This window comes from Enterobacter sp. Ag1 (assembly GCA_000277545.1).
Taxonomy (GTDB): domain Bacteria; phylum Pseudomonadota; class Gammaproteobacteria; order Enterobacterales; family Enterobacteriaceae; genus Cedecea.
This window is the reverse complement of record AKXM01000015.1, coordinates 172,362-196,859: the sequence shown is the minus strand read 5'-3', so window position 1 is coordinate 196,859 and position 24,498 is coordinate 172,362. Positions and strand designations below refer to the sequence as shown.

At 55.0% G+C, this 24,498-nt stretch carries 22 protein-coding genes and 1 riboswitch; of the genes, 7 read left to right on the top strand and 15 right to left on the bottom strand.

Annotated features, from left to right (window positions below; all coding sequences use genetic code 11):
• Positions 1-63 precede the first annotated feature (63 nt).
• A complete protein-coding gene (locus A936_RS07605) occupies positions 64-984 on the top strand; it encodes a LysR family transcriptional regulator (protein WP_008456302.1) in 921 nt (306 codons plus the stop codon).
• A 75-nt stretch (positions 985-1,059) separates the two neighbouring features.
• On the opposite strand, the gene A936_RS07600 is transcribed toward A936_RS07605, so the two are convergent.
• From A936_RS07600 to rhlE, 7 genes are all read right to left on the bottom strand, one after another.
• Complete coding sequence (locus tag A936_RS07600) at positions 1,060-2,454, bottom strand: glycoside hydrolase family 1 protein (RefSeq protein ID WP_008456298.1); 1,395 nt, start codon at positions 2,452-2,454, stop codon at positions 1,060-1,062.
• Between the two features lie 15 nt (positions 2,455-2,469).
• Positions 2,470-4,317: a PTS beta-glucoside transporter subunit IIABC gene (gene bglF, locus A936_RS07595; RefSeq protein ID WP_008456296.1), complete on the bottom strand. Its 1,848-nt coding sequence runs from the start codon at positions 4,315-4,317 to the stop codon at positions 2,470-2,472.
• Positions 4,318-4,453: 136 nt separating this feature from the next.
• Positions 4,454-5,293, bottom strand: coding sequence for a BglG family transcription antiterminator LicT (licT, locus tag A936_RS07590; protein WP_008456295.1), 840 nt, complete (start codon positions 5,291-5,293; stop codon positions 4,454-4,456).
• Positions 5,294-5,454: 161 nt separating this feature from the next.
• Positions 5,455-6,345, bottom strand: coding sequence for a 5'/3'-nucleotidase SurE (surE, locus tag A936_RS07585; protein WP_008456293.1), 891 nt, complete (start codon positions 6,343-6,345; stop codon positions 5,455-5,457).
• A gap of 24 nt (positions 6,346-6,369) precedes the next feature.
• Positions 6,370-7,698, bottom strand: a complete 1,329-nt coding sequence (locus A936_RS07580; RefSeq protein WP_008456292.1) for an OprD family outer membrane porin — start codon at positions 7,696-7,698, stop codon at positions 6,370-6,372.
• A 278-nt stretch (positions 7,699-7,976) separates the two neighbouring features.
• Complete coding sequence (gene dusC, locus A936_RS07575) at positions 7,977-8,912, bottom strand: tRNA dihydrouridine(16) synthase DusC (protein WP_008456289.1); 936 nt, start codon at positions 8,910-8,912, stop codon at positions 7,977-7,979.
• A 174-nt stretch (positions 8,913-9,086) separates the two neighbouring features.
• Entirely contained in the window at positions 9,087-10,484 is a 1,398-nt protein-coding gene (gene rhlE, locus A936_RS07570) for an ATP-dependent RNA helicase RhlE (protein ID WP_008456288.1), read from the bottom strand.
• 253 nt (positions 10,485-10,737) lie between these two features.
• Between rhlE and cecR the strand changes: the two genes are divergently transcribed.
• From cecR to A936_RS07545, 5 genes are read left to right on the top strand one after another with little or no spacing between them, the layout of a single operon-like run.
• Positions 10,738-11,433 (top strand): transcriptional regulator CecR, encoded by a 696-nt coding sequence (gene cecR, locus A936_RS07565; RefSeq protein ID WP_008456286.1) that lies wholly within the window; start codon positions 10,738-10,740, stop codon positions 11,431-11,433.
• Positions 11,423-12,430 carry a secretion protein HlyD gene (hlyD, locus tag A936_RS07560; protein WP_008456283.1) on the top strand — a complete coding sequence of 336 codons (1,008 nt, stop codon included), beginning with the start codon at positions 11,423-11,425 and terminating at the stop codon, positions 12,428-12,430. The genes cecR and hlyD overlap by 11 nt, the downstream gene beginning before the upstream one ends.
• Complete coding sequence (locus tag A936_RS07555; protein WP_008456280.1) at positions 12,417-14,165, top strand: ATP-binding cassette domain-containing protein; 1,749 nt, start codon at positions 12,417-12,419, stop codon at positions 14,163-14,165. The genes hlyD and A936_RS07555 overlap by 14 nt, the downstream gene beginning before the upstream one ends.
• Entirely contained in the window at positions 14,152-15,291 is a 1,140-nt protein-coding gene (locus A936_RS07550) for an ABC transporter permease (protein ID WP_008456279.1), read from the top strand. Before A936_RS07555 ends, A936_RS07550 begins: the two co-directional genes overlap by 14 nt.
• 9 nt (positions 15,292-15,300) lie before the next feature.
• Positions 15,301-16,407, top strand: a complete 1,107-nt coding sequence (locus tag A936_RS07545; RefSeq protein WP_008456277.1) for an ABC transporter permease — start codon at positions 15,301-15,303, stop codon at positions 16,405-16,407.
• Here A936_RS07545 and A936_RS07540 read toward each other — a convergent pair.
• From A936_RS07540 to moaA, 7 genes are all read right to left on the bottom strand, one after another.
• Complete coding sequence (locus tag A936_RS07540) at positions 16,369-16,776, bottom strand: YbhQ family protein (RefSeq protein WP_008456275.1); 408 nt, start codon at positions 16,774-16,776, stop codon at positions 16,369-16,371. The genes A936_RS07545 and A936_RS07540 overlap by 39 nt on opposite strands.
• 186 nt (positions 16,777-16,962) lie before the next feature.
• Positions 16,963-17,673, bottom strand: a complete 711-nt coding sequence (locus A936_RS07535; RefSeq protein ID WP_008456273.1) for a Bax inhibitor-1/YccA family protein — start codon at positions 17,671-17,673, stop codon at positions 16,963-16,965.
• Positions 17,674-17,763: 90 nt separating this feature from the next.
• Positions 17,764-18,216, bottom strand: a complete 453-nt coding sequence (moaE, locus tag A936_RS07530) for a molybdopterin synthase catalytic subunit MoaE (RefSeq protein ID WP_008456271.1) — start codon at positions 18,214-18,216, stop codon at positions 17,764-17,766.
• Positions 18,217-18,462: a molybdopterin synthase sulfur carrier subunit gene (moaD, locus tag A936_RS07525; protein WP_008456269.1), complete on the bottom strand. Its 246-nt coding sequence runs from the start codon at positions 18,460-18,462 to the stop codon at positions 18,217-18,219. It abuts the gene before it with no gap.
• Entirely contained in the window at positions 18,455-18,940 is a 486-nt protein-coding gene (gene moaC, locus A936_RS07520; protein ID WP_008456267.1) for a cyclic pyranopterin monophosphate synthase MoaC, read from the bottom strand. Before moaC ends, moaD begins: the two co-directional genes overlap by 8 nt.
• 3 nt (positions 18,941-18,943) lie before the next feature.
• Positions 18,944-19,456 (bottom strand): molybdenum cofactor biosynthesis protein B, encoded by a 513-nt coding sequence (moaB, locus tag A936_RS07515; protein WP_008456265.1) that lies wholly within the window; start codon positions 19,454-19,456, stop codon positions 18,944-18,946.
• 24 nt (positions 19,457-19,480) lie between these two features.
• On the bottom strand, positions 19,481-20,503 hold the full coding sequence (gene moaA, locus A936_RS07510; protein WP_034808200.1) for a GTP 3',8-cyclase MoaA: 1,023 nt from the start codon (positions 20,501-20,503) through the stop codon (positions 19,481-19,483).
• A riboswitch (molybdenum cofactor riboswitch) is annotated at positions 20,459-20,593 on the bottom strand. It overlaps the preceding gene by 45 nt.
• A 208-nt stretch (positions 20,594-20,801) precedes the next feature.
• Here moaA and yvcK point away from each other — a divergent pair.
• Positions 20,802-21,710 carry a uridine diphosphate-N-acetylglucosamine-binding protein YvcK gene (gene yvcK / locus A936_RS07505; RefSeq protein ID WP_008456260.1) on the top strand — a complete coding sequence of 303 codons (909 nt, stop codon included), beginning with the start codon at positions 20,802-20,804 and terminating at the stop codon, positions 21,708-21,710.
• A 10-nt stretch (positions 21,711-21,720) separates the two neighbouring features.
• Here the strand turns inward: yvcK and uvrB are convergent, their stop codons facing one another.
• Complete coding sequence (gene uvrB, locus A936_RS07500; RefSeq protein WP_008456258.1) at positions 21,721-23,736, bottom strand: excinuclease ABC subunit UvrB; 2,016 nt, start codon at positions 23,734-23,736, stop codon at positions 21,721-21,723.
• Positions 23,737-24,498: the final 762 nt, after the last annotated feature.

Here is a 24,498-nt window from a genome sequence, read left to right as displayed (position 1 = left end):
GGTGTTCAACTTGCCGCCAGTATCCCGTCGGGCGTATCATCACGCCAATTGATTGGAGAAATGATGACTATCAAAGAAAATGATTTCCGCAAAATCGATCTCAACCTGCTGATCGCTTTTGCCGTGCTGTTCCGCGAGCAAAGCGTCTCGCTGGCGGCCGACAAGCTGCACCTCGGGCAGCCTGCGGTCAGCGGCGCGCTGGCAAGATTGCGGGATATGTTCGACGACCCGCTGTTTATTCGCAGCGGCCACCGCATGCAGCCCACCGCGCGCGCAAGCGAACTGCACACCGAGCTGATGCCTCTGCTGGAGCAGCTGCAAAGCGCTCTTTTCCAGCAGGCTGAGTTTTGCCCGGCCAGCGCCAAAGCGACCGTGGCCATCGGCATGACCGACTGGGTGGAAATGTGGCTGATGCCAAAACTCATTCCCGCGCTGAAGCAGGACGCGCCGGGAATGCGCATTAACGTTGTCGCCAGCGACCCGTTTACCGACGCCCAAAGGCTGGAAGGTGGCGAGCTGGATATGGCGATCAGCGTGGCGAACCAAAGCGCCCGCTGGCTGGAGCGTGAAGTGTTGACCAGCATGAATTTTGTGACGCTCTGGCACCCACAGCACATCGAGGCCAGTGCACCGCTGCCGCTGGAAGAATATGTCGCCCATCAGCACGTGCTGGTCAGCTATCGTGAAGCCAACAGCAGCCAGATAGACACCCTGCTGGCAAAGCTCGGGCAGACACGCCATATCAGCTACACCACCCCGCATTTTGCTGCGCTGCCGGGATTGCTGATGCAAATGCCCGCGCTGGCAACCGTGCCGGCAGGATTATCAGCCAGTTGGCAGAAAACCTGGGGTTTGGCTGCAAGCCCGGTTCCGGTAGACGTTCCGCCGTTTGAGGTTGCTTTATTGTGGCATCAGCGCCATAACAGCGATGCCGCGCTGATGTGGCTGCGCGGGTTTATTCAGCGGCTGGTGAATGTGGCGTAATAGAGCAGAAAGGGAAGAGGGAAAACGTATTTTCCCTCTTTTAGTCTGACGACAAACTGGCTTTATTTCCGCGGCTTAGCGCTTAAGGCTGCCGCCATTCGTGGCAATCACCTCTTTATACCAGTGGAAGCTTTTCTTTCTCGATCGCGCAAGCGTGCCGTGCCCCTGGTCATCGCGATCAACGTAGATAAACCCGTAGCGTTTCGACAGTTCGGCTTTCGACGCACTAACCAGATCGATTGGCCCCCAGCTGGTGTAGCCCATCACGTCTACGCCGTCCTCAATCGCCTCGCCCACCTGCACCAGATGATCGTTCAAATAGCTGATGCGGTAATCGTCGTTGATCGTGCCGTCAGCTTCGGGCTTATCTTTCGCCCCCAGGCCGTTTTCGACAATAAACAGCGGTTTCTGGTAGCGATCCCACAGCATATTGAGCAGGATGCGCATGCCGGTCGGGTCAATTTGCCAGCCCCATTCAGACGCTGGCAAATGCGGGTTTGGCACCATGCTGAGAATATTGCTGCGGGATTTCGCGTTAAGCTCTGCATCTGCCGTCACGCAGCCGGTCATGTAATAGCTGAATGAGATAAAATCGACGGTGTTTTTCAGAATTTCGCGGTCGTTCTCGCTGATTTCAAGCTGAATGCCGTTATCGCGGAAATAGCGCTGCATATAGCCAGGATAAAGGCCCCGACACTGGACGTCGCCGAAGAACAGCCAGCTGCGGTTTTCCTGCAGCGTTTCCAGCACGTCTTCCGGTTTACAGGTGAGCGGGTACATCAGGCCGCCCAGCAGCATATTGCCGATTTTCGCATCCGGGATAATTTCGTGGCAGGCTTTCACCGCCAGGCTGCTGGCAACCAGCTGATGATGGATAGCCTGATAAATTTCGCCTTTGTTCGGCTCGCCTTCCAGCCCGACGCCGGTCAGCGGCGCATGAAGCGACATGTTGATTTCATTGAAGGTCAGCCACAGCTTCACTTTATGCTGATAGCGGGTGAAAACACAGCGGGCGTAACGCTCAAAGTAGTCAATGACTTTGCGATTGCCCCAGCCGCCGTATTGCTTCACCAGCCACCACGGCATTTCGTAGTGAGACAAGGTCACCATCGGCTGAATCCCGTGCTGCGCCAGCTCATCAAACAGTTTGTCGTAATACGCCAGCCCGGCTTCATTTGGCTCAGACTCGTCGCCCTGCGGAAAAATGCGCGTCCAGGCGATGGAAATACGCAGGCAGCTAAACCCCATTTCGGCAAACAGCGCAATGTCCTGCGGGTAGCGGTGGTAAAAATCGATGGCGATATCTTTAATGCCGCTGTCTCCCGGCACGCGCTCCTTCAATGGGCCAAATACCCCCTGCTGCATGACATCCGAGGTAGAAATGCCCTTTCCGCCCTCCTGCCACGCGCCTTCAACCTGGTTTGCGGCGATAGCCCCGCCCCACAGAAATGTCTTCGGAAATGCTGTCATGTCACTCTCCTTTGCTTAACGTTCTACCGTCAGGAACGGCATACCTGAATTGATGCTGGACTGCTGCGTCACACGGGTGACTGCCCGGTAATCCTCGCTATTGCTGACAATTATCGGCGTAGAGAGGTCGTACCCGGCGGCGAGGATGGCCTCGCGGTCAAAGGTAATGAGCAGATCGCCGGGTTTAATTTTGTCTCCCGGCTGGACGTGGGCAGTGAAGTGCTGCCCCTCCAGCTTCACCGTGTCGATGCCAATATGGATTAAGACTTCAATGCCGCTGTCGCTCAGCAAGCCAATGGCATGCCGGGTCTGAAATAGCGAGGCGACTTCGCCGTAAAACGGCGCGCGGACTTCGTTTGTCAGTGGAATAATGGCCGCGCCCTTACCCAACAGCCCCTCTGCAAACGTAGCATCAGGGACCTGGTCCATCGACAGTACCGTGCCGCTCATCGGTGACAGAATGTCTTCATCTCCGGCAATGGCCGTGGGTGATGATGAAGCTGGCGCGCTGCGCGGCAGACCAAAAGCCCAGGTCAGCGCACAGGCCAGCAGCAGTGATAACAGAGTACCGATGATGGCCCCCCACACGGTGCTGTCCATGCCGCCCGGTGGAAGCATCTGCGCCAGGCTGAAAATACTCGCCAGCCCGAAGGAATAAAGATGGCTTTGGCTAAAGCCGACAATGGCCCCGCCAATACCTCCGGCGATGCAGCCAAAAATAAAGGGACGGCGGTTAGGCAGCGTCACGCCATACACCGCAGGTTCGGTGATACCGAAGATCCCCGCAGTCACCGCTGAGCCCGACAGAACTTTGAGCTTTGCATCACGCGTAGAGAGAAAGACCCCCAGCGCGGCACCTACCTGCCCCATTACCGCCGGCAGCAGGAGCGGCATCAGCGTGTCCTGCCCCAGTACGCTTAGGTTGTTGATCATGATAGGAACCAGGCCCCAGTGCAGGCCAAAGATAACGCAGACCTGCCAGATAGCCCCCATGACGGTGCCCGCCAGCCACGGCGCAAAGGCATAAATGGCCTGATAGCCGTGGGCCAGCATTTGGCTCAGCCAGGTTGCTGCCGGCCCAATAATCAGAAAAGTCAGCGGCACTACGGCGCCCAGGCAAACCAGAGGCGTGAAAAAGTTCTTCATGGCTGCCGGGAATACCTTATTGCAACGTTTTTCCAGCCAGCAACTCACCCAGGCGGCAAAGATAATTGGGATCACCGAGGAGCTGTAGTTGATAAAGGTGACGGGCAGACCAAGAAAACGTTCAGACTGAGAGGCAGATTCGAAAGCCTGCATAATAAGCGGATGCGTAAGTGCGCCCCCGATGGCCATGGTCAAAAAGGGACTGCCACCAAATTTTTTCCCGGCCGTGTAACCGAGTACCAACGGGAAGAAGTAAAACAGCGAATCGCTGGCAGCGAACCAGATTTTATAGGTCGCAGACTCGGCATTTAGCCAGCCGCAAACGACGCTGAGTGCCAGCATCCCTTTCAGGATACCCGAGGCGGCCATCACGCCAAGGAAAGGGGTAAAAATTGCCGAAACGATATCGATAAGCCGGTTCAATAAGTTGCTTTTTTCGCCCTGGATTTCTTTTGTTACGGCCTCTTCACTGATGCCTGCCGCAACGCAGACCGCCGTATAAACATCGTGAACGTGGTTGCCAATCACAACCTGGAATTGCCCCCCGCTCTCCACCACCGTGATAACACCCGGGTTGCTCTTCAGCGCCTGAGGCTCTGCGAGCGAGGAGTCATTCAGTTTGAAACGCAGCCTGGTCGCACAGTGCACCAGACTGACGATGTTTTCCTTGCCACCGACATGTTTCAGGATAGCCTGCGCCAGCCCTTGATAGTCCATAACCCTGTTCCTTTTACGTCCCGCCCGCGGGCGATGTCTGCTGAGTAAAGTTAAAAAAAAACCTGAGCCAGCCGCCCCGCAGGGAAGCTAACGCTCAGGTTTTGCCTGCCGAAGCAGTCACAATCCGTTTTGTTATTTAAGCCTTGCGGCTCTCTTTGCGCACTCGCTCAATATGGATAGCGAGGAACATAATTTCTTCGTTGGTCAGCTCGCGCTGGTAGCTTTTGGCCAGATGCCGCTGAAGTTTCTCTGCACAGCGCCACGCCAACGGGTAGTTATCTTTCACCGCCGCATGCAGAGCTTCATCATCATCCGCCACGGTGGTGCGGTTCAGCATTCTTTGAGCAAAAAACTTCAAATGCGTGACAAAGCGCTGGTAGCTCAGACTCTCGGTCTGGTATTCAATTTGCAGCTGGTACTTCACGATATGCAGGATCTCCTGCATTACGCGGGTGATATCCATCACCTCCGGCATTTCGCCTTCAAGCTGGGCGGTCACCAGATGCAGCGCGATAAACCCCGCTTCATCTTCAGCAAGCAGTACGCCGAGACGCCGGTGAATAATGCCAATGGCTTCCAGCCCGAGAGCAAACTCTTTGGGATATAACCGCTTGATTTCCCACAACAGCACGTTGCGTATCGCCATGCCTTTTTTCTGCCGCTCAATCGCGAAGTGGCAGTGATCCGTCAGCGAAATATAGAGACTTTCCTGTAGCTTACCGAGGCGTTCGCGTGCCAGTTGAATAATACGATCGCAGGCGGTCATCACCTCCAGTGGGATCTGGTTTAGCAGCTCGCTTAATCTCGCCACCAGCTCATCGCTTTGCAGGGCAAATACTTTTTCTATTTGGCTGCGATCGAGGTTATCTCCTGGTTTTTTTTGGAAGCCCAGCCCCTTCCCCATCACCACCTGTTCGCGCTGGTGCTCGTCGAGAATAACCACTACGTTATTGTTCAGTATCTTGGCGATTTCCATGGTTACCCCAGAAACAAAAAAACCTGACCTCTGGCAGAGCCAGATGATCAGGTTTTGCCTGCTAAGCGCAGTAACAATCCAACATATGCACTCTATCACGGAGGATATATCGCTCAAGCTCGTAGGGCGAAAACCGTGATAGCGATCGCGACACTGCCTGACTAGTTAGCCGCGGTTTCTGCTGCAAACAGTTTGCGATACTGTTCGTCAAACTGCGGCGCATTCCACTCTCCGTCAAAGACGGTCCAGGTAATATATCCACGGTTTAGCCAGCCGGTATCGGTATCAGCGTCCACCGGCGTCAACACTTTCTCACTCATGATTTGCTGTGCTTTACCGTCAGGCAACAGTTTGTAGTAGTGCTGAGGCACCGGATTTTGCTCATTTTCAACAAATTTCATGCCCTTAATGGCCTGCTTTTCTAACGGCGGATAGTTAATGCTTAACCCCGAACCGGCGGGTAGCAGCGGCTGACCCGGTTGCCAGGTTTTCGCGAGCGTATCCACAAGGCCAACCACGTAGTCGACTGAGTCCGGCCAGAATTTATGCGTACTTGGCCACCCGGCCTTCATCTCCTGCTCGTTGAGAATATAGCCAATACTGGCGGCAATCGACGGATAACCATACCGAACCGCACGAGCTGCGGCACCGATGGTGCCAGAGTTCAGCTGCGCAACGCCGGTATTGGGACCGTCGTTCACGCCGGAGATAACCAGGTCCGGTGGCGTATCTTTCATCACGCCCAGCACGCCGAAGTCAAGGGCGTCGGCGGGGGTGCCAGGGAAGCAGTAGCGCTTGTCGGCCACCTTTTTAACGTCGAATATTTTATTCGGCTTAAAGGTAATGGCCGAACCAATACCACTTTGATTGGTGGACGGTGCCACCATCCAGACGTCATATCCTTTGGCCGCCAGCTTCTCCTGCAGTGAGGTTGTCCCAACCGACTCACAGCCATCATCATTGACGACCAGAATACGCAGGGGGCGCTCAGCGGCAAAAGCGGAACCTGCAACTAACGTGAGCACCAGCCCGGCGATGATGTTCTTTTTCATATTCACTCCTTATTTATGACGTAATCAAAATAAATTAAACCGATATTCAACGCGTACGCTTCCCCCTACGCCTTTCGCACGGCGGAAACTATGATTGTTTTCGTCCAGGGATGGCATTCTACCAGGCGTTAATTTCCAGCTATAGCTCGGCCCAAATCCGGCGAATACGTTCAGACCTTTAACCTGCGGGCTATGCCAGAGAAAATAACCCCCATACTCCCACTCTTTTAAATCAACACCTTTGTATTGCATGCCAAAACCGTAATTGCCGTAGATGCCCACTAATAATTCAGGCAAGATCTGATACTGGCTGTATAAATACAGCATTTGTTCACCGTCATTAATGTAGTCATTGCCCTCGCCATCGGCTTTGCTATTAAAGGCACCCCGGGTGTTTTTACCAAAGTGCCAATAAAAATGACCTAAGCCGTTATCCAGCGGCGCTCGGGTGTATGACCAACCGAGGCCAGATTCCGCTCGTCCGTATTGATAGCCGACAAGGGCAAAAAGATGTTGTGCGCTGCGGCTGAACCCTCGAGCCCCCTCCCAATCGCTGAGGCCCCGAGCATAGTAGTAAGTGCTTCGTGCCAGGAGATTGAAATCTTTACTAAGCGGCACCACGGCATTCGCTTCAAGCCCGTGGCGGAGAAGATAGCTGTCGCTCTCGGCGGCAATGTAGCTGATTTTGCTACCTTTTTCCGGAGACCAGCTCAGTTCACTGGTCGCAATGTAGTCAATTTGCTTGTTAGTTTTGAGGGTACGAAAGCGGCGTTTTTCTGGCTCATCGCGCTCAGAAAAGCGGTTCACAACGGCGGCCTTTGCGCTAAAATCGTCCCACGCAAACTCGGCGCTAACGCCTTCCCAGGTACTGGGGGCGGCACGGCTGCGGGTGACGTTTAACGCGCCGAATTTATAGAGTTGACGCCAGCCAGCCCAAAGAGAGAGATGCCGCTCAGCGTCGCCCCATCGCGCTTTGGCGTACAGTTGCCCAAGCTTATTGAAGCCTTGCGCTTTGCCGTTTTTGTCCCGCAACAAGTCTCTGCCATAGAAGGCATCGTTGGCGTACAGCTTCGCTACGCCATACCACGAGGCATCGACCCCTACGTGATCCCACAGCCAGCCGCTTTGCCAGTCCAGATGCACCGCCTGAGCCCAGGCGTTCTGATCGCCAATCCCCTGGTCCGCCATTGCATCGGTTGTATTCAACATCCAGACATTTTTTAAGGTGGCATCGAGATGGCTGTTCGTCAGCAGGCCACTGTCATAGTGAGCATAGCTCGCCAACGCATCGGGCATACCTCCCAAGGCAAACAGCAGCATCATGCCACCGGTTATTTTTGTGCGTGAGTACATGATAAACGTCCCTTGTTTTAATAAAAAAAAGCAAAAAAAAACCTAAATTCATTTCCCGACACGCGGAGAATGAATTTAGGTTTTGCCTGTTAAACAGTAGCAATCCTTGGTGTAATTTTCGGGGCTATAGTGGCATCATGCTGAAACCAGCTCCAGCACTAAATAAAATAAAAATGAAATTTTGTGAACTCTATTCAGGAAATAATGAAAGAAGATAAATTAATTTAGAGAAAATGCCCGCCAATTAAAAGTTCAATTAACGGGTTATCTAAAAGAAATTATTTTAACGCGCCAATAACATTGGCGATTTCACCGGACGTTTTTAACGTGCGAATGAGGGTAAACAGCTCCGTTGCTTCGGCGTATTCTTTACGCAAATAACCAAGCCACTGTTTAATCCTTGCCACGTGATACAGCCCGGTATCGCCCTGCTTTTCGAGACGGCTGTATTTTTGCAACAGCGTAACAACCTCGGCCCACGGCATTCGCGCTTCGTTGTATTTGATAACCCGGCTCAGGTTTGGCACATTCAGCGCCCCGCGCCCAATCATCACCGAATCACATCCCGTAGCCGCAAGGCAATCCTGTGCGCTTTGCCAGTCCCAGATTTCGCCGTTAGCGATGACCGGGATCGACAGCCGCTGACGAATCTCACCGATGGCACCCCAGTTGATAAGCTCCGCTTTGTAGCCGTCTTCTTTAGTACGTCCGTGAACCACCAATTCTGTCGCCCCCGCCTGCTGCACGGCATCAGCAATTTCAAACTGACGCGCACCGCTGTCCCAGCCGAGGCGAATTTTTACCGTGACCGGCAAATGCGCTGGCACAGCCTCACGCATGGCTTTCGCGCCGCGGTAAATGAGCTCGGGATCTTTGAGCAAAGTCGCCCCGCCGCCGCTGCCGTTGACCAGCTTTGACGGGCAGCCGCAGTTTAAGTCCACGCCCCAGGAGCCGAGTTCAACCGCACGAGCTGCGTTCTCAGCCAGCCACTGCGGGTATTGCCCAAGAAGCTGAACGCGGACCAGCGTATCGGATGGCGTGCGGCTGCCATGATCGAGCTCGGGGCAAAGTTTGAGGAAAGATTTAACCGGCAACAGCTGATCGACCACGCGAAGAAATTCGGTGATACAGAGATCGTAGTCGTTAACCTCGGTAAGAAGTTCGCGAACTAACGAGTCGAGAACGCCTTCCATCGGGGCAAGAAGAACACGCATGACGCATCCGATAATATGTGTGGAGTTTTCCCCTCGCCCCGACTCTCTCCCCAGAGGGGAGAGGCGGAAAACCTGGGATTCCGCTAGTTCCCACCTTCAAAGAAGCAGAAGAAATGCGGGGGGCTTTAATCCCCTCTCCCTTTAAGGGAGAGGGTTAGGGTGAGGGTATGAAACTTACTGCGCTGCCGCTGGTTTACGCGGTGGGCGACGGCGACGGGTATTATCCCCTGCCGGCTTCGCAGCACCTTCGCCCTGCGGTTTACCGCTGCGACGCGGGCCGTTGTTACGCTCACCGGAAGCATTTGCGTTCCCGCCGTTGCCACCGCGACGCTGGCCCTGCCCCTGGCTTTGACCACCGCGACCGCCCTGGCCGCCACGACCACCGCCGCCACGCTGCTGACGACCGTTGACGATTGGCTCGGCCGGAATGGACGGATCAACATCAAAACCTGGCAATGCGATACGTGGGATCTCGCGCTTCAGCAGACGCTCGATGTCGCGCAGCAGCTTATGCTCGTCCACGCACACCAGAGAAAGTGCTTCACCGGTGGCTGCCGCACGACCGGTACGGCCAATACGGTGCACGTAGTCTTCCGGCACGTTCGGCAACTCATAGTTAACAACGTGCGGTAGTTCTTCAATGTCCAGGCCGCGAGCCGCGATATCAGTCGCCACCAGCACGCGAATACCGCCGCTTTTGAAGTCCGCCAGCGCGCGTGTACGAGCGCCCTGGCTCTTGTTGCCGTGGATTGCCGCCGCGGTGATACCGTCTTTTTGCAGCTGCTCTGCCAGATGGTTAGCGCCATGTTTGGTGCGGGTGAACACCAGCACTTGCTGCCAGTTGCCTTCGCCAATCATCTGCGACAGCAGTTCCCGCTTGCGCTTTTTGTCCACAAAGTGAACGTGCTGCGTGACCTGCTCAGACGCCGTGTTGCGGCGAGCCACTTCCACTTCTTCCGGGTTGTGCAGCAGCTTCTCAGCCAGCGCTTTAATGTCGTCGGAGAAGGTTGCGGAGAACAGCAGGTTCTGGCGGCGTGCAGGCAGTTTAGCCAATACGCGACGAATGTCATGAATGAAGCCCATATCCAGCATGCGGTCGGCTTCGTCCAGCACCAGAATCTCGATCTGATCGAGTTTCACCGCATTTTGATGCTCAAGATCCAGCAGACGGCCTGGGGTTGCCACCAGCACATCCACGCCGCCGCGCAGCTTCATCATCTGCGGGTTAATGCTCACGCCGCCAAAGACAACCAGCGAGCGGATATTTAAATATTTGCTGTAGTCGCGGACGTTCTCACCAATCTGCGCTGCCAGTTCGCGGGTTGGGGTGAGGATCAGCGCACGCACCGGGCGACGGCCCTTCAGGTGAGGCGCGCTGTCGGTCAGACGCTGTAACAGCGGCAGGGTAAAGCCTGCGGTTTTGCCGGTGCCGGTTTGGGCACTGGCCATCAGGTCACGGCCTGATAAGACTACCGGGATTGCCTGGCGCTGAATTGGGGTAGGCTCACGATAGCCCTGCTCTTCCACCGCACGCAAAATATCGGCATTCAGGCCGAGAGAATCAAAAGACATAGGAACTCCAGAACCGCCCTGACCGCATTGTGCGGTGTAGTTTCCAGGGGGAACATCACGCGCCAGCGCTAAGCTGGCGAAGAGAGGAGGCGCAAACCACGGCGCCGTTCGCGTGCAGTGTAGCAGTTTTTGTGATCTTCCGCATAAATTCTCATTTTCCTCTCCGCAAGCAGAATAAAGCCTTGTACTGGACAGGGTTGATAACTTTGCTTACTCTTAATCAATCGATTGATTAACATTTTAAGAGGTCGGTATGACACCTTCGCCGACGCCGGTCACCAGCCGCGGAGAGCAGGCTAAAAATACGCTCATCACCGCCGCCATCGCGCAATTCGCTGAATATGGCATGCACGCCACCACGCGAGATATCGCCGCCCAGGCTGGGCAAAATATTGCCGCGATCACCTACTACTTTGGCTCCAAAGAAGCGCTGTATATGGCTTCCGCTCAGTGGATTGCCGATTTCATCAGCGGTAATTTTCACGAACATGTTGCCCACGCAGAAGCCCTTCTGTGCCAGCCCGAACCGGACAAAGAGAAAATACGGCATCTTATTCATATCGCGCTCGGGCAAATGATCGCCCTGCTGACCGCCGACGACACGCTCAACCTAAGCAAATTTATCTCCCGCGAACAGCTTTCCCCGACCGCCGCTTATCAGCTTATTCACCAGCAGGTTATCGACCCGATGCACACTCTGCTGACCACGCTGGTGGCGCATTACACCGGGCGAGATCCTTTTGATACCGACACTATTTTGCATACCCACACGCTGCTCGGCCAGGTGCTGGCCTTCCGGCTTGGGCGAGAAACGATTCTGTTGCGCACCGGCTGGCCTCAGTTTGACCAGGCCAAAGTGCAGCAAATAAGCCGCGTGGTGCTGAGCCACGTTGATTTCATCCTGCAGGGATTATCCGTAAACAGAGGAAAAGCTTGTGATGAACAATAAGAAGCCGGTGATTGCCGTCATTGTGATTCTAGTGCTCGTGGCCGCGGCGTTTGGCGGCTGGAAATGGTATCAGAGCCAGCAAAACAGCGAGCTAACGCTTTACGGCAACGTGGATATCCGCACCGTTAACCTTAGCTTCCGCGTGGGAGGGCGACTCGCGGCGCTTGAGGTAGATGAAGGCGATGCAATCAAAACCGGTGAACCGCTGGGGCTGATAGATAAAGCACCGTATGAAAACGCTTTGCGCCAGGCCGAAGCCAACGTTGCGGCCGCCCAGGCTAAGTACGATTTGATTATTGCGGGCTACCGTGACGAAGAAATAGCCCAGGCTGCAGCGCAGGTTAACCAGGCGCAGGCGGCCTATGATTACGCGCAAAACTTCTACCAGCGCCAGCAGGGATTGTGGGCGACCAAAACCATCTCGGCGAATGATTTAGCCAACGCCCGCTCGTCCAGCGACCAGGCAAAAGCCACGCTGAAAGCGGCCCAGGATAAGCTCAGTCAGTACCGCAGCGGCAACCGCCCGCAGGAAATCGCTCAGGCGCAGGCCAGCCTTCAGCAAGCCAAAGCACAGCTGGCTCAGTCGCAGCTAGATCTGCAGGACACCACTCTGATTGCGCCTTCTGACGGCACGTTGCTGACCCGTGCCGTTGAACCCGGCAGCATGCTTAACGCAGGCAGCACGGTACTCACCCTGTCGCTTACTCGCCCGGTGTGGGTTCGCGCCTATATCGACGAAACCAACCTCGGGCAGGCCAAACCCGGCAGCGAACTGCTGATTTACACCGATGGCCGCCCGGACAAGCCATACCACGGCAAAGTGGGATTTGTGTCTCCAACGGCGGAGTTCACGCCAAAAACGGTTGAAACTCCCGATTTGCGCACGGATTTAGTCTACCGCTTACGCATTATCGTGACCGATGCAGATGACGCGCTGCGTCAGGGCATGCCCGTTACGGTGAAATTCAACGGTGGAAGTCAGCATGAGCAGCAATGACGCGGTCATTCATCTGCAGGGGTTGGTGAAGCGTTTCCCTGGCCTTGAAAAACCGGCCGTCGCCAGCCTGGATTGCGAAATCCATGCCGGGGCAGTCACCGGCCTGGTCGGCCCGGACGGCGCGGGGAAAACCACGCTCATGAGGATGCTGGCGGGATTGCTGCAGCCAAGCGAAGGCGCAGCCTCGGTGATCGGCCTCGACCCGATTAAAGACGATCGCGCTTTGCACGCTGAACTGGGCTACATGCCGCAGAAATTTGGCCTGTACGAAGATTTGACGGTAATGGAAAACCTGATGCTTTATGCCGACCTGCGCGGCGTGATCGGGGAGCAGCGCAAAAGCACCTTTGCCCGACTGCTGGAATTCACCTCTCTCGGGCCGTTTACCGAGCGGCTGGCGGGCAAACTCTCAGGCGGGATGAAGCAAAAGCTTGGCCTCGCCTGTACGCTCGTCGGCCAGCCGAAAGTCCTTTTGCTGGATGAACCTGGCGTAGGCGTAGACCCCATATCCCGGCGTGAACTGTGGCAAATGGTGCACGAGCTGGCGGGCGAAGGCATGCTGATCCTCTGGAGCACATCGTATCTCGATGAGGCCGAGCAGTGCCGGGAAATCCTGCTGATGAACGAAGGCGAGCTGCTTTATCACGGCGCGCCGAAAGCGCTGACGCAGAAGATGGCCGGGCGTTCACTGCTGGTCAGCCACGAGCACGAGAATAATCGCCAGCTACTTCAGCGCGCGCTGAAGCTGCCGCAGGTCAGCGACGGCGTGATTCAGGGGCGCTCTGTGCGGCTGATCCTTGCCAAAGAGGCGAAAGTGAACGATCTGGCAAATGCCCTGAACGTGCCCGAGTCCAGCCTGAAAGAAACTGACCCGCGCTTTGAAGACGCGTTTATTGATTTACTGGGTGGCGCCGCCGCGAACGAATCGCCGCTGGGCGATATTCTTCATACCGTTGACGGCGAGGCCGGCGAGACGGTGATTCAGGCCGAAGAGCTAACCAAAAAATTCGGCGACTTTGCCGCCACCGACCACGTTAACTTTGCCGTTAAGCGCGGTGAAATCTTCGGGCTGCTTGGCCCTAACGGCGCCGGCAAGTCCACCACCTTCAAGATGATGTGTGGTTTGTTAGTCCCCACTTCGGGCAAAGCACTGGTGCTGGACATGGATTTGAAAACCAGCTCCGGCAAAGCACGCCAACACCTGGGCTACATGGCGCAAAAATTCTCCCTCTACGGCAACCTGACGGTGGCACAAAATCTCCGTTTCTTCTCCGGTGTTTATGGCCTTCGCGGGCGCGTTCAGCAGGACAAAATTGCCCGCATGAGCGAGGCGTTTGCGCTGCAGCCTATCGCCAATAGCACGACAGATTCTCTGCCTCTGGGTTTTAAGCAGCGGCTGGCGCTTGCCTGCTCGCTGATGCACGAACCGGATATTCTGTTTCTCGACGAACCGACATCCGGCGTGGATCCTATTACCCGCCGTGAGTTCTGGCTGCATATCAACAGCATGGTAGAGAAAGGCGTGACGGTGATGGTGACCACTCACTTTATGGATGAGGCCGAATACTGCGACCGCATCGGGCTGGTATACCGGGGCAAGCTGATTGCCAGCGGCACGCCGGACGACCTAAAACAGCAGATAGCGGATGACGACACGCCCGACCCCACCATGGAGCAGGCGTTTATCGGGCTGATTCACGAGTGGGATAAGGAGCACAGCGATGAGCGAACATAGCCAAAGGATATCGTGGCGCCGCGTCCGCGCCCTGTGCGTGAAAGAAACCCGGCAAATCGTGCGCGACCCCAGCAGTTGGTTAATCGCCGTGGTTATCCCGCTTCTGCTGCTGTTTATCTTCGGCTACGGCATTAATCTCGATTCCAGCCGCCTCCACGTCGGCGTGCTGATCGAGCAGCAGAGCGAAGACGCGCTGGATTTCACCCACGCCATCAGCGCCTCGCCGTTTATTGAGCCCACCATCAGCGATAACCGCGAGCAGCTGATTCAGCTCATGCAGGCCGGGAAAATTCGCGGCATGGTGACGATTCCGCCCGACTTTGCGCAGAACATGGCCCGCCCCGGCGCAACGGCCCCGATTCAGGTGATCACCGACGGCAGCGAGCCCAATACGGCTAACTTTGTTCAGGGCTATATGCAGGGGATCTGGCAGCTTTGGCAGCAACAGCGGGCGGAAGATCGCGGGGAGCACTTTGAGCCCTTAATCGAAGTGCAGCTGCGCTATTGGTTTAACCCCGCTGCCATCAGCCAGCACTTTATAATTCCCGGCGCGGTGACCATCATCATGACGGTCATTGGCGCTATCCTGACCTCTCTGGTCGTGGCCCGGGAATGGGAGCGCGGCACCATGGAGGCTCTGCTTTCCACGCAGGTGACGAAGACCGAACTGCTGCTCTGCAAGCTGGTGCCCTATTATGTTTTGGGGATGCTAGCCATGCTGCTTTGTATGCTGGTGACGGTGTTTATTCTCGGCGTACCGTGGCGCGGCTCGCTGTTACTGCTATTTCTGATCAGCAGCCTGTTTTTACTTAGCACGCTGGGCATGGGGCTGCTGATCTCCACCATTACACGCAACCAGTTTAACGCCGCGCAGGTCGCACTGAACGCCGCATTTTTACCGTCCATCATGCTGTCCGGCTTTATTTTCCAGATAGACAGTATGCCGGCGATTATCAGGGCGGTGACCTACGTCATCCCGGCGCGCTACTTCGTCAGCACCCTGCAAAGCCTGTTCCTGGCGGGGAATATCACCTCGGTGTTGATCGTCAACACGCTGTTTTTGATTGCCTCGGCGGTGATGTTTATCGGCCTGACGGCGCTGAAAACCAAACGTCGGCTCGATTAGGGAGAAAGCATGTTTTATCGTTTATGGACGTTGATTCGCAAAGAGCTGCAGTCGCTGCTACGCGAGCCGCAGACCCGCGCCATCCTGATTTTGCCGGTGCTGCTGCAGGTGCTTTTGTTCCCGTTTGCCGCCACGCTTGAGGTCACCAATGCCACCATCGCTATTTATAACGAAGACAACGGTAACCATTCGATTGAGCTGACCCAGCGCTTTGCCCGTGCCAGCGCCTTCAGCCACGTGCTGCTGCTGAAAAGCCCGCAGGAAATACAGCCGACGATAGACAACCAAAAAGCCCTGCTGCTGATTCGTTTCCCGGCAAATTTCTCGCGCGATATTGCCAGTCAGAATCCGGCGAAGCTGCAGATTCTGCTCGACGGGCGTAACTCAAACAGCGCGCAGATTGCCGCGAATTACCTCCAGCAAATCGTCAATAACTATCAGCAAGAGCTGATGACCGACCTGCCAAAACCCAACAACAGCGAGCTGACTATTCGCAACTGGTATAACCCTAACCTCGATTACAAATGGTTTGTGGTGCCGTCGCTGATTGCGATGATTACCACCATCGGCGTGATGATTGTAACGTCCCTCTCCGTGGCCCGGGAACGCGAGCAAGGCACGCTCGATCAGCTGCTGGTTTCGCCCCTGGCCACCTGGCAAGTCTTTATTGGCAAAGCGGTTCCCGCACAGATTGTCGCGTTGGTGCAGGCCACCATTGTGCTGGCGGTAGGAATTTGGGGCTACCACATCCCCTTCTCCGGCTCGCTGCTGCTGTTTTACTTCACGATGATTATCTACGGGCTGTCTCTGGTGGGGTTCGGGCTGCTGATTTCCGCCCTCTGCTCAACCCAGCAGCAGGCGTTTATTGGCGTGTTTGTCTTTATGATGCCGGCGATCCTGCTCTCCGGCTATGTCTCACCGGTGGAAAACATGCCGGTGTGGCTGCAGGATTTGACGTGGATAAACCCGATTCGTCATTTTACCGATATCACCAAGCAGATTTACCTGAAGGATGCGAGCTTTGGGATTGTCTGGCAGAGTTTGTGGCCGCTGCTGGTGATTGCGGCCACAACGGGTTCAGCGGCGTACTGGATGTTTAGGCGTAAGATTGCGTGATTTGTCTTTCGCGAGCAGAGAGAAGATAGCTGGCCCGGCGAGCATTGCCAGGCCGGCGAGCGCCAGAAGAAGGTGACTCTGTACCACTCGAGACAGTAGCCACAGCGCAATCATTGCGTTGCCGAAATACCATGTAGTAGTCAGCTCTTCAAGAAAATCACCGATATCGCGCAGCAAACCGGTGTGAAAACGCTGGAAGATAAACATCAGCACCACGGTGGCGACATAAAGCAGGCACAGCCCTACGCCCACGGGGATCAGGGTCGCGGTTTTCCAGCCAACGAGCAGCGCAGCGACCACCGCAAGATGCAGCATAATCTGCCAGCAACCCAGTCCGGTTCTCACTCTTACACGTTGTTGCCACTTCATGCTTTATCTCCTGGAGTATTTCTTCCTGTTAATCAGAGTACGCAAGTGTACGGAAATTTCCTCAATACGCCCCCTTTTTGTGACAGATATTGCAATTTATTTCCGTTCAGGCAGGTAAAAGTCGCTCGAGGAAAAGCAAAACTGCGGGGAAAACTCCCTCCCCGCGAAGGGGAGGGAATATGTAGATTAGCGGCGGTTACCGAAGATACGCAGCAGCATCAGGAACAGGTTGATGAAGTCCAGATACAGCGTCAGGGCACCCAGAATTGAGTATTTACGCAGCATTTGCGCATCGCGGGTATCAATTTGCTCGCCGATGTTTTTCAGTTTCTGCGTGTCGTATGCGGTCAGGCCCACAAAAACCACCACGCCGATGTAGGTGATGGCCCACATGAGCGCATCGCTTTTCAGCCAGAAATTAACCAGCGAAGCCAGTACAATCCCGATCAGCGCCATAAACAGCATGTTGCCGAAGCCGCTCAGGTCACGTTTGGTGGTATAGCCATAGAGGCTCATGGCACCAAACATCCCGCCTGCCACCACAAATGTGCTGGCGATGGACGAATAGGTATAAACCAGGAAAATGCTCGCCATGGTCAACCCGGTCAGCGCCGAGTAAAGCATAAACAGCGACGTCGCCACGCCAGCGCTCAGCTTATGCACCATGCCGGAGAGCACAAAGACCAGCCCCAGTTGAACGATGATCAGACCAAAGAAAGTGATTTTACTGGAGAAGACAAACTCCATCACCGCCGGGGTATTCGCCGCGTACCACGCGATAAAGGCGGTTAAAAGTAGACCGCAGGTCATCCAGCCGTAAACTTGCGCCATAAAGGTCTGAAGGCCCGTATTGGCACGCTGCACGATAGTCTCATTGGGACGCGGGAATCGGTCCATGATGCTTCCTCTGTGTTGTGAATTAAACTTCTGACGCGAGCTGTTTGGCTCACCCGCTTTAAGATTAACACATCCCGCAGACCGAGTAGCCTACCAGCGTTTAGCCGCCTGCTTATCGCTGTCCCGGGCTTCGACCCAGCGGTCGCCTTCGGCGGTCGCTTCACGTTTCCAGAACGGGGCGCGAGTTTTCAGGTAATCCATGATGAACTGGGCGGCTTCAAACGCTGAGCTGCGGTGCGCGCCCGTCACGCCGACAAAGACAATTTCATCGCCTGGCCACAGTTCGCCGATGCGGTGAATCACCGTCACGCGCTGCAGCGGCCAACGGCTTCTGGCCTCGGCGACAATTTCAGCCAGCGCTTTTTCGGTCATGCCCGGATAATGTTCAAGCGTCAGGGCGCTAACGCTGTCGCCAAGGTTGTGATTGCGAACTTTACCGGTGAAGGTCACGACCGCACCGTCTTCATCGCACTGAGAAAGCCACTGATACTCTTCGCCGACGTTGAAATTCTCGCGGCCAACAATAATACGGGTGCTGTCCACTTAACCTCCGGTCACCGGTGGGAAAAAGGCCACTTCGTCGCCCTTCGCCAGCGGATGATCAAAGCTCACCAGCGTTTGATTGACCGCGGCCAGCAGCTTGCCGGACTCCAGCGCCAGCGCCCAGCGGCTGCCTCTGTCGGCCAATGCCGCACGCAGTTGCTCCACATCGCCGTAGGCTTCATCCAGCGCCAGGCTGTCGCAGCCGACCAGTTCGCGTACCTGGGCAAAAAACAGAACATTAAGCATCGTTTGCCACCTTAAAATCGCCGGATTTTCCGCCGCTCTTTTCCAGCAGACGGACAGGGCCGATGACCATGTCTTTTTGTACGGCTTTGCACATGTCATAAATGGTCAACGCGGCGACGGAGGCCGCAGTTAATGCCTCCATTTCTACGCCGGTTTTTCCCGTCAGGCGGCACACGGACTCGATGCGAACTCGGTTTTGCTCAGTCTGAGCCTCAAGCTGCACTTCTACTTTGCTCAGTAAAAGCGGATGGCACAGCGGAATCAGTTCCCAGGTGCGTTTAGCGGCCTGGATCCCCGCGATACGTGCGGTGGCAAAAACGTCACCTTTGTGGTGGCTGCCGTCAACAATCATCGCCAGCGTTGCCGGCTGCATGGTCACAAACGCTTCGGCGCGGGCCTCACGAACCGTCTCAGCCTTGGCGGACACGTCCACCATATGTGCTTCCCCGGCGGCGTTAATATGGGTCAAATGCGACATAACTTACTTCTTAATATGTGGGTGGAAATTGCACGGGCGCTGACGGGCATCCAGTTGAGGCTGAATGATATTTTCCCAGGCGGTTCGGCAGGCCTTCGTTGAGCCCGGCATGGCGAAAATCAGCGTTTTGTTCGCCATGCCCGCAACGGCGCGTGACTGCAGCGTAGAGGTGCCAATCTCTTCAAAGGAGAGCATACGAAACAGCTCGCCGAAACCTTCAACTTCCCGGTCAAACAGCGGGAGAAGCGCCTCCGGCGTCTGGTCTCCGTCGGTAAACCCGGTGCCGCCGTTGATCAACACCACCTGAACCTGCTCATCGGCAATCCATTGCGAAACTGCGGCCCGGATGGCATAACGGTTTTCTTTGACGATAGCTTTGTCTACCACCTGATGCCCCGCTTCCGTGGCGACTTCACTCAAATAGTGACCCGAAGTGTCGTCATCTTCACCACGACGGCTGGACACCGTCAAAATAGCAATACGTGCCGGGATAAACTCTGCGCTTACCTGACTCATCGATATTCTCCTTGTGGGCAGGCTCTAGCCGCCGATATACGACAGATTTTGGGTGATGCCGGTGTTACCGTCATGCAGGAAATGGGTTTGCTTTTTCTGCGCCAGCGCGGAAGAGATACGTCCCTCCAGTTTGCTTTGCTGGGCGTCATCCGCCAACAGATCCCGCAGCGCAATTCCCTGCTCGCCAAACAGGCAGAGGTGCAGGTTACCGACGGACGAAACTCGCAGCCGGTTGCAGCTGGCACAGAAATCTTTCTCATACGGCATGATGAGCCCGATTTCGCCTTTGTAGTCGGGATGGCAGAACACCTGGGCAGGGCCATCGCTGCGCTGACGCAATTGGTGAACCCAGCCTCGCTCAAGCAGCTGGTCGCGAATGGTTTTACCGGAAATATGGTGTTTGCGGAAAAGCGAGCCGCCGTCGCCGGTTTCCATCAGCTCAATAAAGCGGAGCTGGATGGGGCGAGGTTTGATCCAGGCAAGGAAGGTCTCGAGCTGATTGTGGTTTACGTCGCGCATCAGCACGGTGTTCACTTTTACTCGCTCAAACCCCGCGTTGAAAGCCGCGTCAATGCCATCCATCACCTGCCGAAATTTATCCTGGCCGGTAATGGCATGAAACTGACGAGCGTCCAGGCTGTCGACGCTAACGTTCAGGGCGGTCAGCCCCGCATCACGCCAGGCGTTAACATCCCGGGCCAGGCGATAGCCGTTGGTCGTCACCGCAAGCTGGCGAATAGACGTGTTTTCACGCACCGCGGCGATGATTTCGGTAAAGTCGCGGCGCAAAGAAGGTTCCCCGCCCGTCAGGCGCACCTTTTCGGTACCCAGAGCAGCAAAAGCCCGGGTAACGCGACGAATTTCATCGACGTTGAGGAAGCTTTTATTGGCCACGCCGTGCGGCTTATAGCCGTCGGGCAGGCAATAGCTGCAGCGAAAGTTGCAGACGTCGGTAATTGATAAGCGCAAGTAATAGAACTTACGCGCAAAAGCATCGGTAAGCTGGGACACTGAATACACCTTTCCAAATACGGGAGATGCAGTCATTTCTTCCTGCACCCTGGCAACCTCAGGGGCTGCGGCCAGGGCACCTTATCTTGTGACTTAGGTACCATGGCTTGAGTGTGTGTTACTGCGATAGTAGCGCGACATCTGGCTTCGCGCTATATCAGTTTTCGCTATATAAATCTATACATAACGAGATAATTGCTTAATTTCGCTACAGAGTACTTAAAAAGCTAACTTTTACTTTGATATGTATCATTATCCACAGAGCAAGAATCGTCTTTTTGGCGCTTTTACGCTACCTTAAGCGCCTGTATGCCTCTTAAGGATTATCTTTTCTATGCGTAATCGCACGCTTGCAGATCTTGATCGGGTTGTCGCGCTGGGCGGTGGGCACGGCCTGGGTCGCGTCATGTCATCCCTTTCATCCCTCGGCTCACGTTTAACCGGCATCGTCACCACCACCGACAACGGCGGCTCAACCGGACGTATTCGACGCTCTGAGGGCGGGATTGCCTGGGGAGATATGCGCAACTGCCTGAATCAGCTGATCACTGAACCAAGCGTGGCATCAACAATGTTTGAGTATCGTTTTGGCGGTAACGGCGAACTTTCAGGCCATAACCTCGGAAATCTAATGTTAAAGGCGCTGGATCACCTCAGCGTGCGCCCGCTGGAGGCAATCAATTTAATTCGCAACCTGCTAAAGGTCGATGCGCAGCTGATTCCGATGTCGGAGCATCCGGTCGATTTAATGGCTACCGACGACCAGGGCAACGCCGTGTATGGCGAAGTAAGTATCGACCAGTTGCTCAATCCACCGCAGGATCTGGCGGTCTACCCGAAAGTCCCGGCCACGCGTGAAGCCTTAGAAGCCATCGCTGAGGCCGATTTAATTTTGATTGGCCCCGGCAGCTTTTACACCAGCCTGATGCCGATTTTGCTGCTTGAAGAGATGGATCAGGCGCTGCGCCGCACGCCAGCGCCGATGGTGTATATCGGCAACCTGGGCAAAGAGCTAAGCCCTGCCGCAGCCAGCCTTTCCCTGCGCCAAAAGCTTGAATTGATGGAACAGCATATCGGAAAACGCGTTATCGATGCCGTGCTGGTTGGCCCACACGTTGAGGCCAGCGAAGTGGGCGACAGGTTGGTTATTCAACAGCCGCTGGAAGCCAGTGACATTCGGTATCGCCACGACCGCCAGTTGCTGCGGGCAGCCCTCGAACAGGCCGTGCAGCAGCTCGGGTAAACCTCGCCGCTTATGAGGCGGCGATAAAGAGTCCGCGCAGCTTGTGAAGCTGGTCGCGAATCTGCGCCGCCTCTTCAAACTCCAGATTTTGCGCGTGTTCCAGCATCTTCGTTTCAAGCTGATGAATTTTCTGCTGCAGCGCTTTCGGCGTCAGCACAACTTCATCATCTTCTATCACGCTGCGTGCTTTGGTTTTAACCCGCCCTTTGGTCTTCGCCATGCCTTCGCCAAGCTGCAGAACGTCCACGACTCGTTTGTTCAGGCCCTGCGGCGTAATGCCATTTTCTTCGTTGTAGCGCTGCTGCTTCTCACGGCGGCGTTCGGTTTCACCAATCGCTTTGGCCATTGACGGCGTGATTTTATCACCGTAGAGAATCGCCTTACCGTTAACGTTACGCGCCGCACGGCCGATGGTCTGAATAAGCGAGCGCTCGGAACGCAGAAAACCTTCTTTGTCCGCATCCAGAATGGCAACCAGCGACACTTCCGGCATATCAAGACCTTCTCGCAGCAGGTTGATCCCCACCAGAACGTCAAATTCACCGAGGCGCAAATCACGGATAATCTCCATGCGTTCCACGGTGTCGATATCCGAGTGCAGGTAGCGTACGCGTTCACCATGCTCCTCTAAATATTCGGTCAGGTCTTCCGCCATCCGCTTGGTTAATGTCGTCACCAGCACGCGTTCATTGATGGCCACACGTTTACGAATTTCAGAAAGCAAATCGTCTACCTGCGTTGCCACCGGACGCACTTCAATCACCGGATCGAGCAGCCCCGTAGGACGAACAACCTGGTCAACGATGTCCTCGCCAGATTTTTCCAGCTCATAGTTGCCCGGCGTCGCTGAAACGTAGATGGTCTGCGGGGCCAGCGCTTCAAACTCTTCAAATTTTAACGGTCGGTTGTCCAGCGCCGACGGCAGGCGGAAGCCATATTCCACCAGCGTTTCTTTACGGGCGCGGTCGCCGCGATACATGCCGCCAATTTGCGGAATGGTGACGTGGGATTCATCCACCACCAGCAGGCCATCTGCCGGAAGATAGTCAAAAAGCGTTGGGGGCGGTTCGCCAGGCCCTCGCCCGGAGAGGAAGCGCGAGTAGTTTTCAATGCCCGAACAATAACCCAGCTCGTTCATCATCTCGAGATCAAACTGGGTACGCTGGGCAATACGCTGCTCTTCCAGCAGTTTATTATTTTCCAGCAGGAACTTACGGCGCTCGGCCAGCTCAACTTTGATATCTTCCATCGCCTGCACAATACGCTCGCGCGGCGTAACGTAGTGCGATTTAGGGTAAATAGTAAAACGCTGAATAGTTTGATCGATTTGCCCGGTCAGTGGATCGAACAGCGACAGCCTCTCAACCTCTTCGTCGAACAACTCTACACGCAGCGCAAGATCGTCTGATTCAGCCGGGAAGATATCGACCACCTCCCCTCTTACGCGGAACGTACCGCGCTGGAATGCCTGATCGTTGCGGGTGTATTGTAACTCCGTAAGACGGCGCAGGATCGCCCGCTGATCGATGATCATACCCTTCGTCAGGTGAAGCATCATCTTCAGGTACAGGTCCGGGTCACCCAGACCGTAGATCGCCGACACGGATGCCACCACGATGACGTCCCGCCGCTCAAGCAACGCTTTGGTCGCCGACAGACGCATCTGCTCAATGTGTTCGTTCACCGACGCATCTTTTTCAATGAAGGTGTCCGAGCTTGGCACATAAGCTTCAGGCTGATAGTAATCGTAGTAAGAGACAAAAAACTCAACGGCGTTGTCCGGGAAGAACTCTTTCATTTCACCGTAAAGCTGCGCCGCCAGCGTTTTATTTGGCGCCAGTACCATCGTGGGGCGCTGAAGGTCGGCTATCACGTTTGCTACCGTGAAGGTTTTACCCGATCCCGTTACGCCCAGCAGCGTCTGGTGCGCCAGCCCGTTTTCAAGCCCGTCTTTCAGGCGAAGGATTGCTTCAGGCTGGTCGCCAGAAGGTTTAAATGCGGAATTCAGTTTGAACGCTTTACTCATGAACGGGCTACCTGATGAAGAAACGAGCGGGCCGGAGAGTAATTTTACCCGGCAGCGGGATTTTTGCCAGTATAAAAACTGTATAAAACACCAGTTCTCATTTTTACTACGCCTACTAACGACTGCTTTTTGCCACTTTGTTTGCCCAGAATTTGCCCCTTCACCAGATAAATCTCCAGCCACGACCGGTTATCCCCAAATTTTTTCGCCTTTTAACATTTGTCAAGGGAGGTAAGGATACCTCGGGCCGAATGTTTGACAGTTTTATTGCAGCTGTTGCTTTTATTTAACAACTTGAATTCAAATGAATATTTCACAAAGACCGGTTTCGCGCCAATTTGGCCGCAGGCCGCGCCCGCTCTCGCTTTCGTCAAGTTTTCTAACTCTAATGCACAAGGTTATCCACAGGAATGGTGGATAACTGCAGCAAGCCCTTTTGCTTAGCCACTCGGAAAAATCCCTGATCTTCCTGTGCCAGGGGCGAAAAAAAAATTTCGCTAATTTTTTTGCTTTTATTCATTCGATTTCGCTATACCCGGCCATATTGAGCAAGATCCCGAAATCGAGATATATCCTGAGGTTAAAAGGCATTTTATTGCACCAAATTCGTACTTTTTAGCACCCATCGAGTGCAGCGAGATCTCATCTTGCGCATCGGCTTTATCCTTTCAGGAAACCGATACTCAGTTTTATCCTGAATAGCGTGATGCTTTCAGGCATTATCACCAAGCTGGCAAGCTAATTGCAGCATATCCAGGAGGG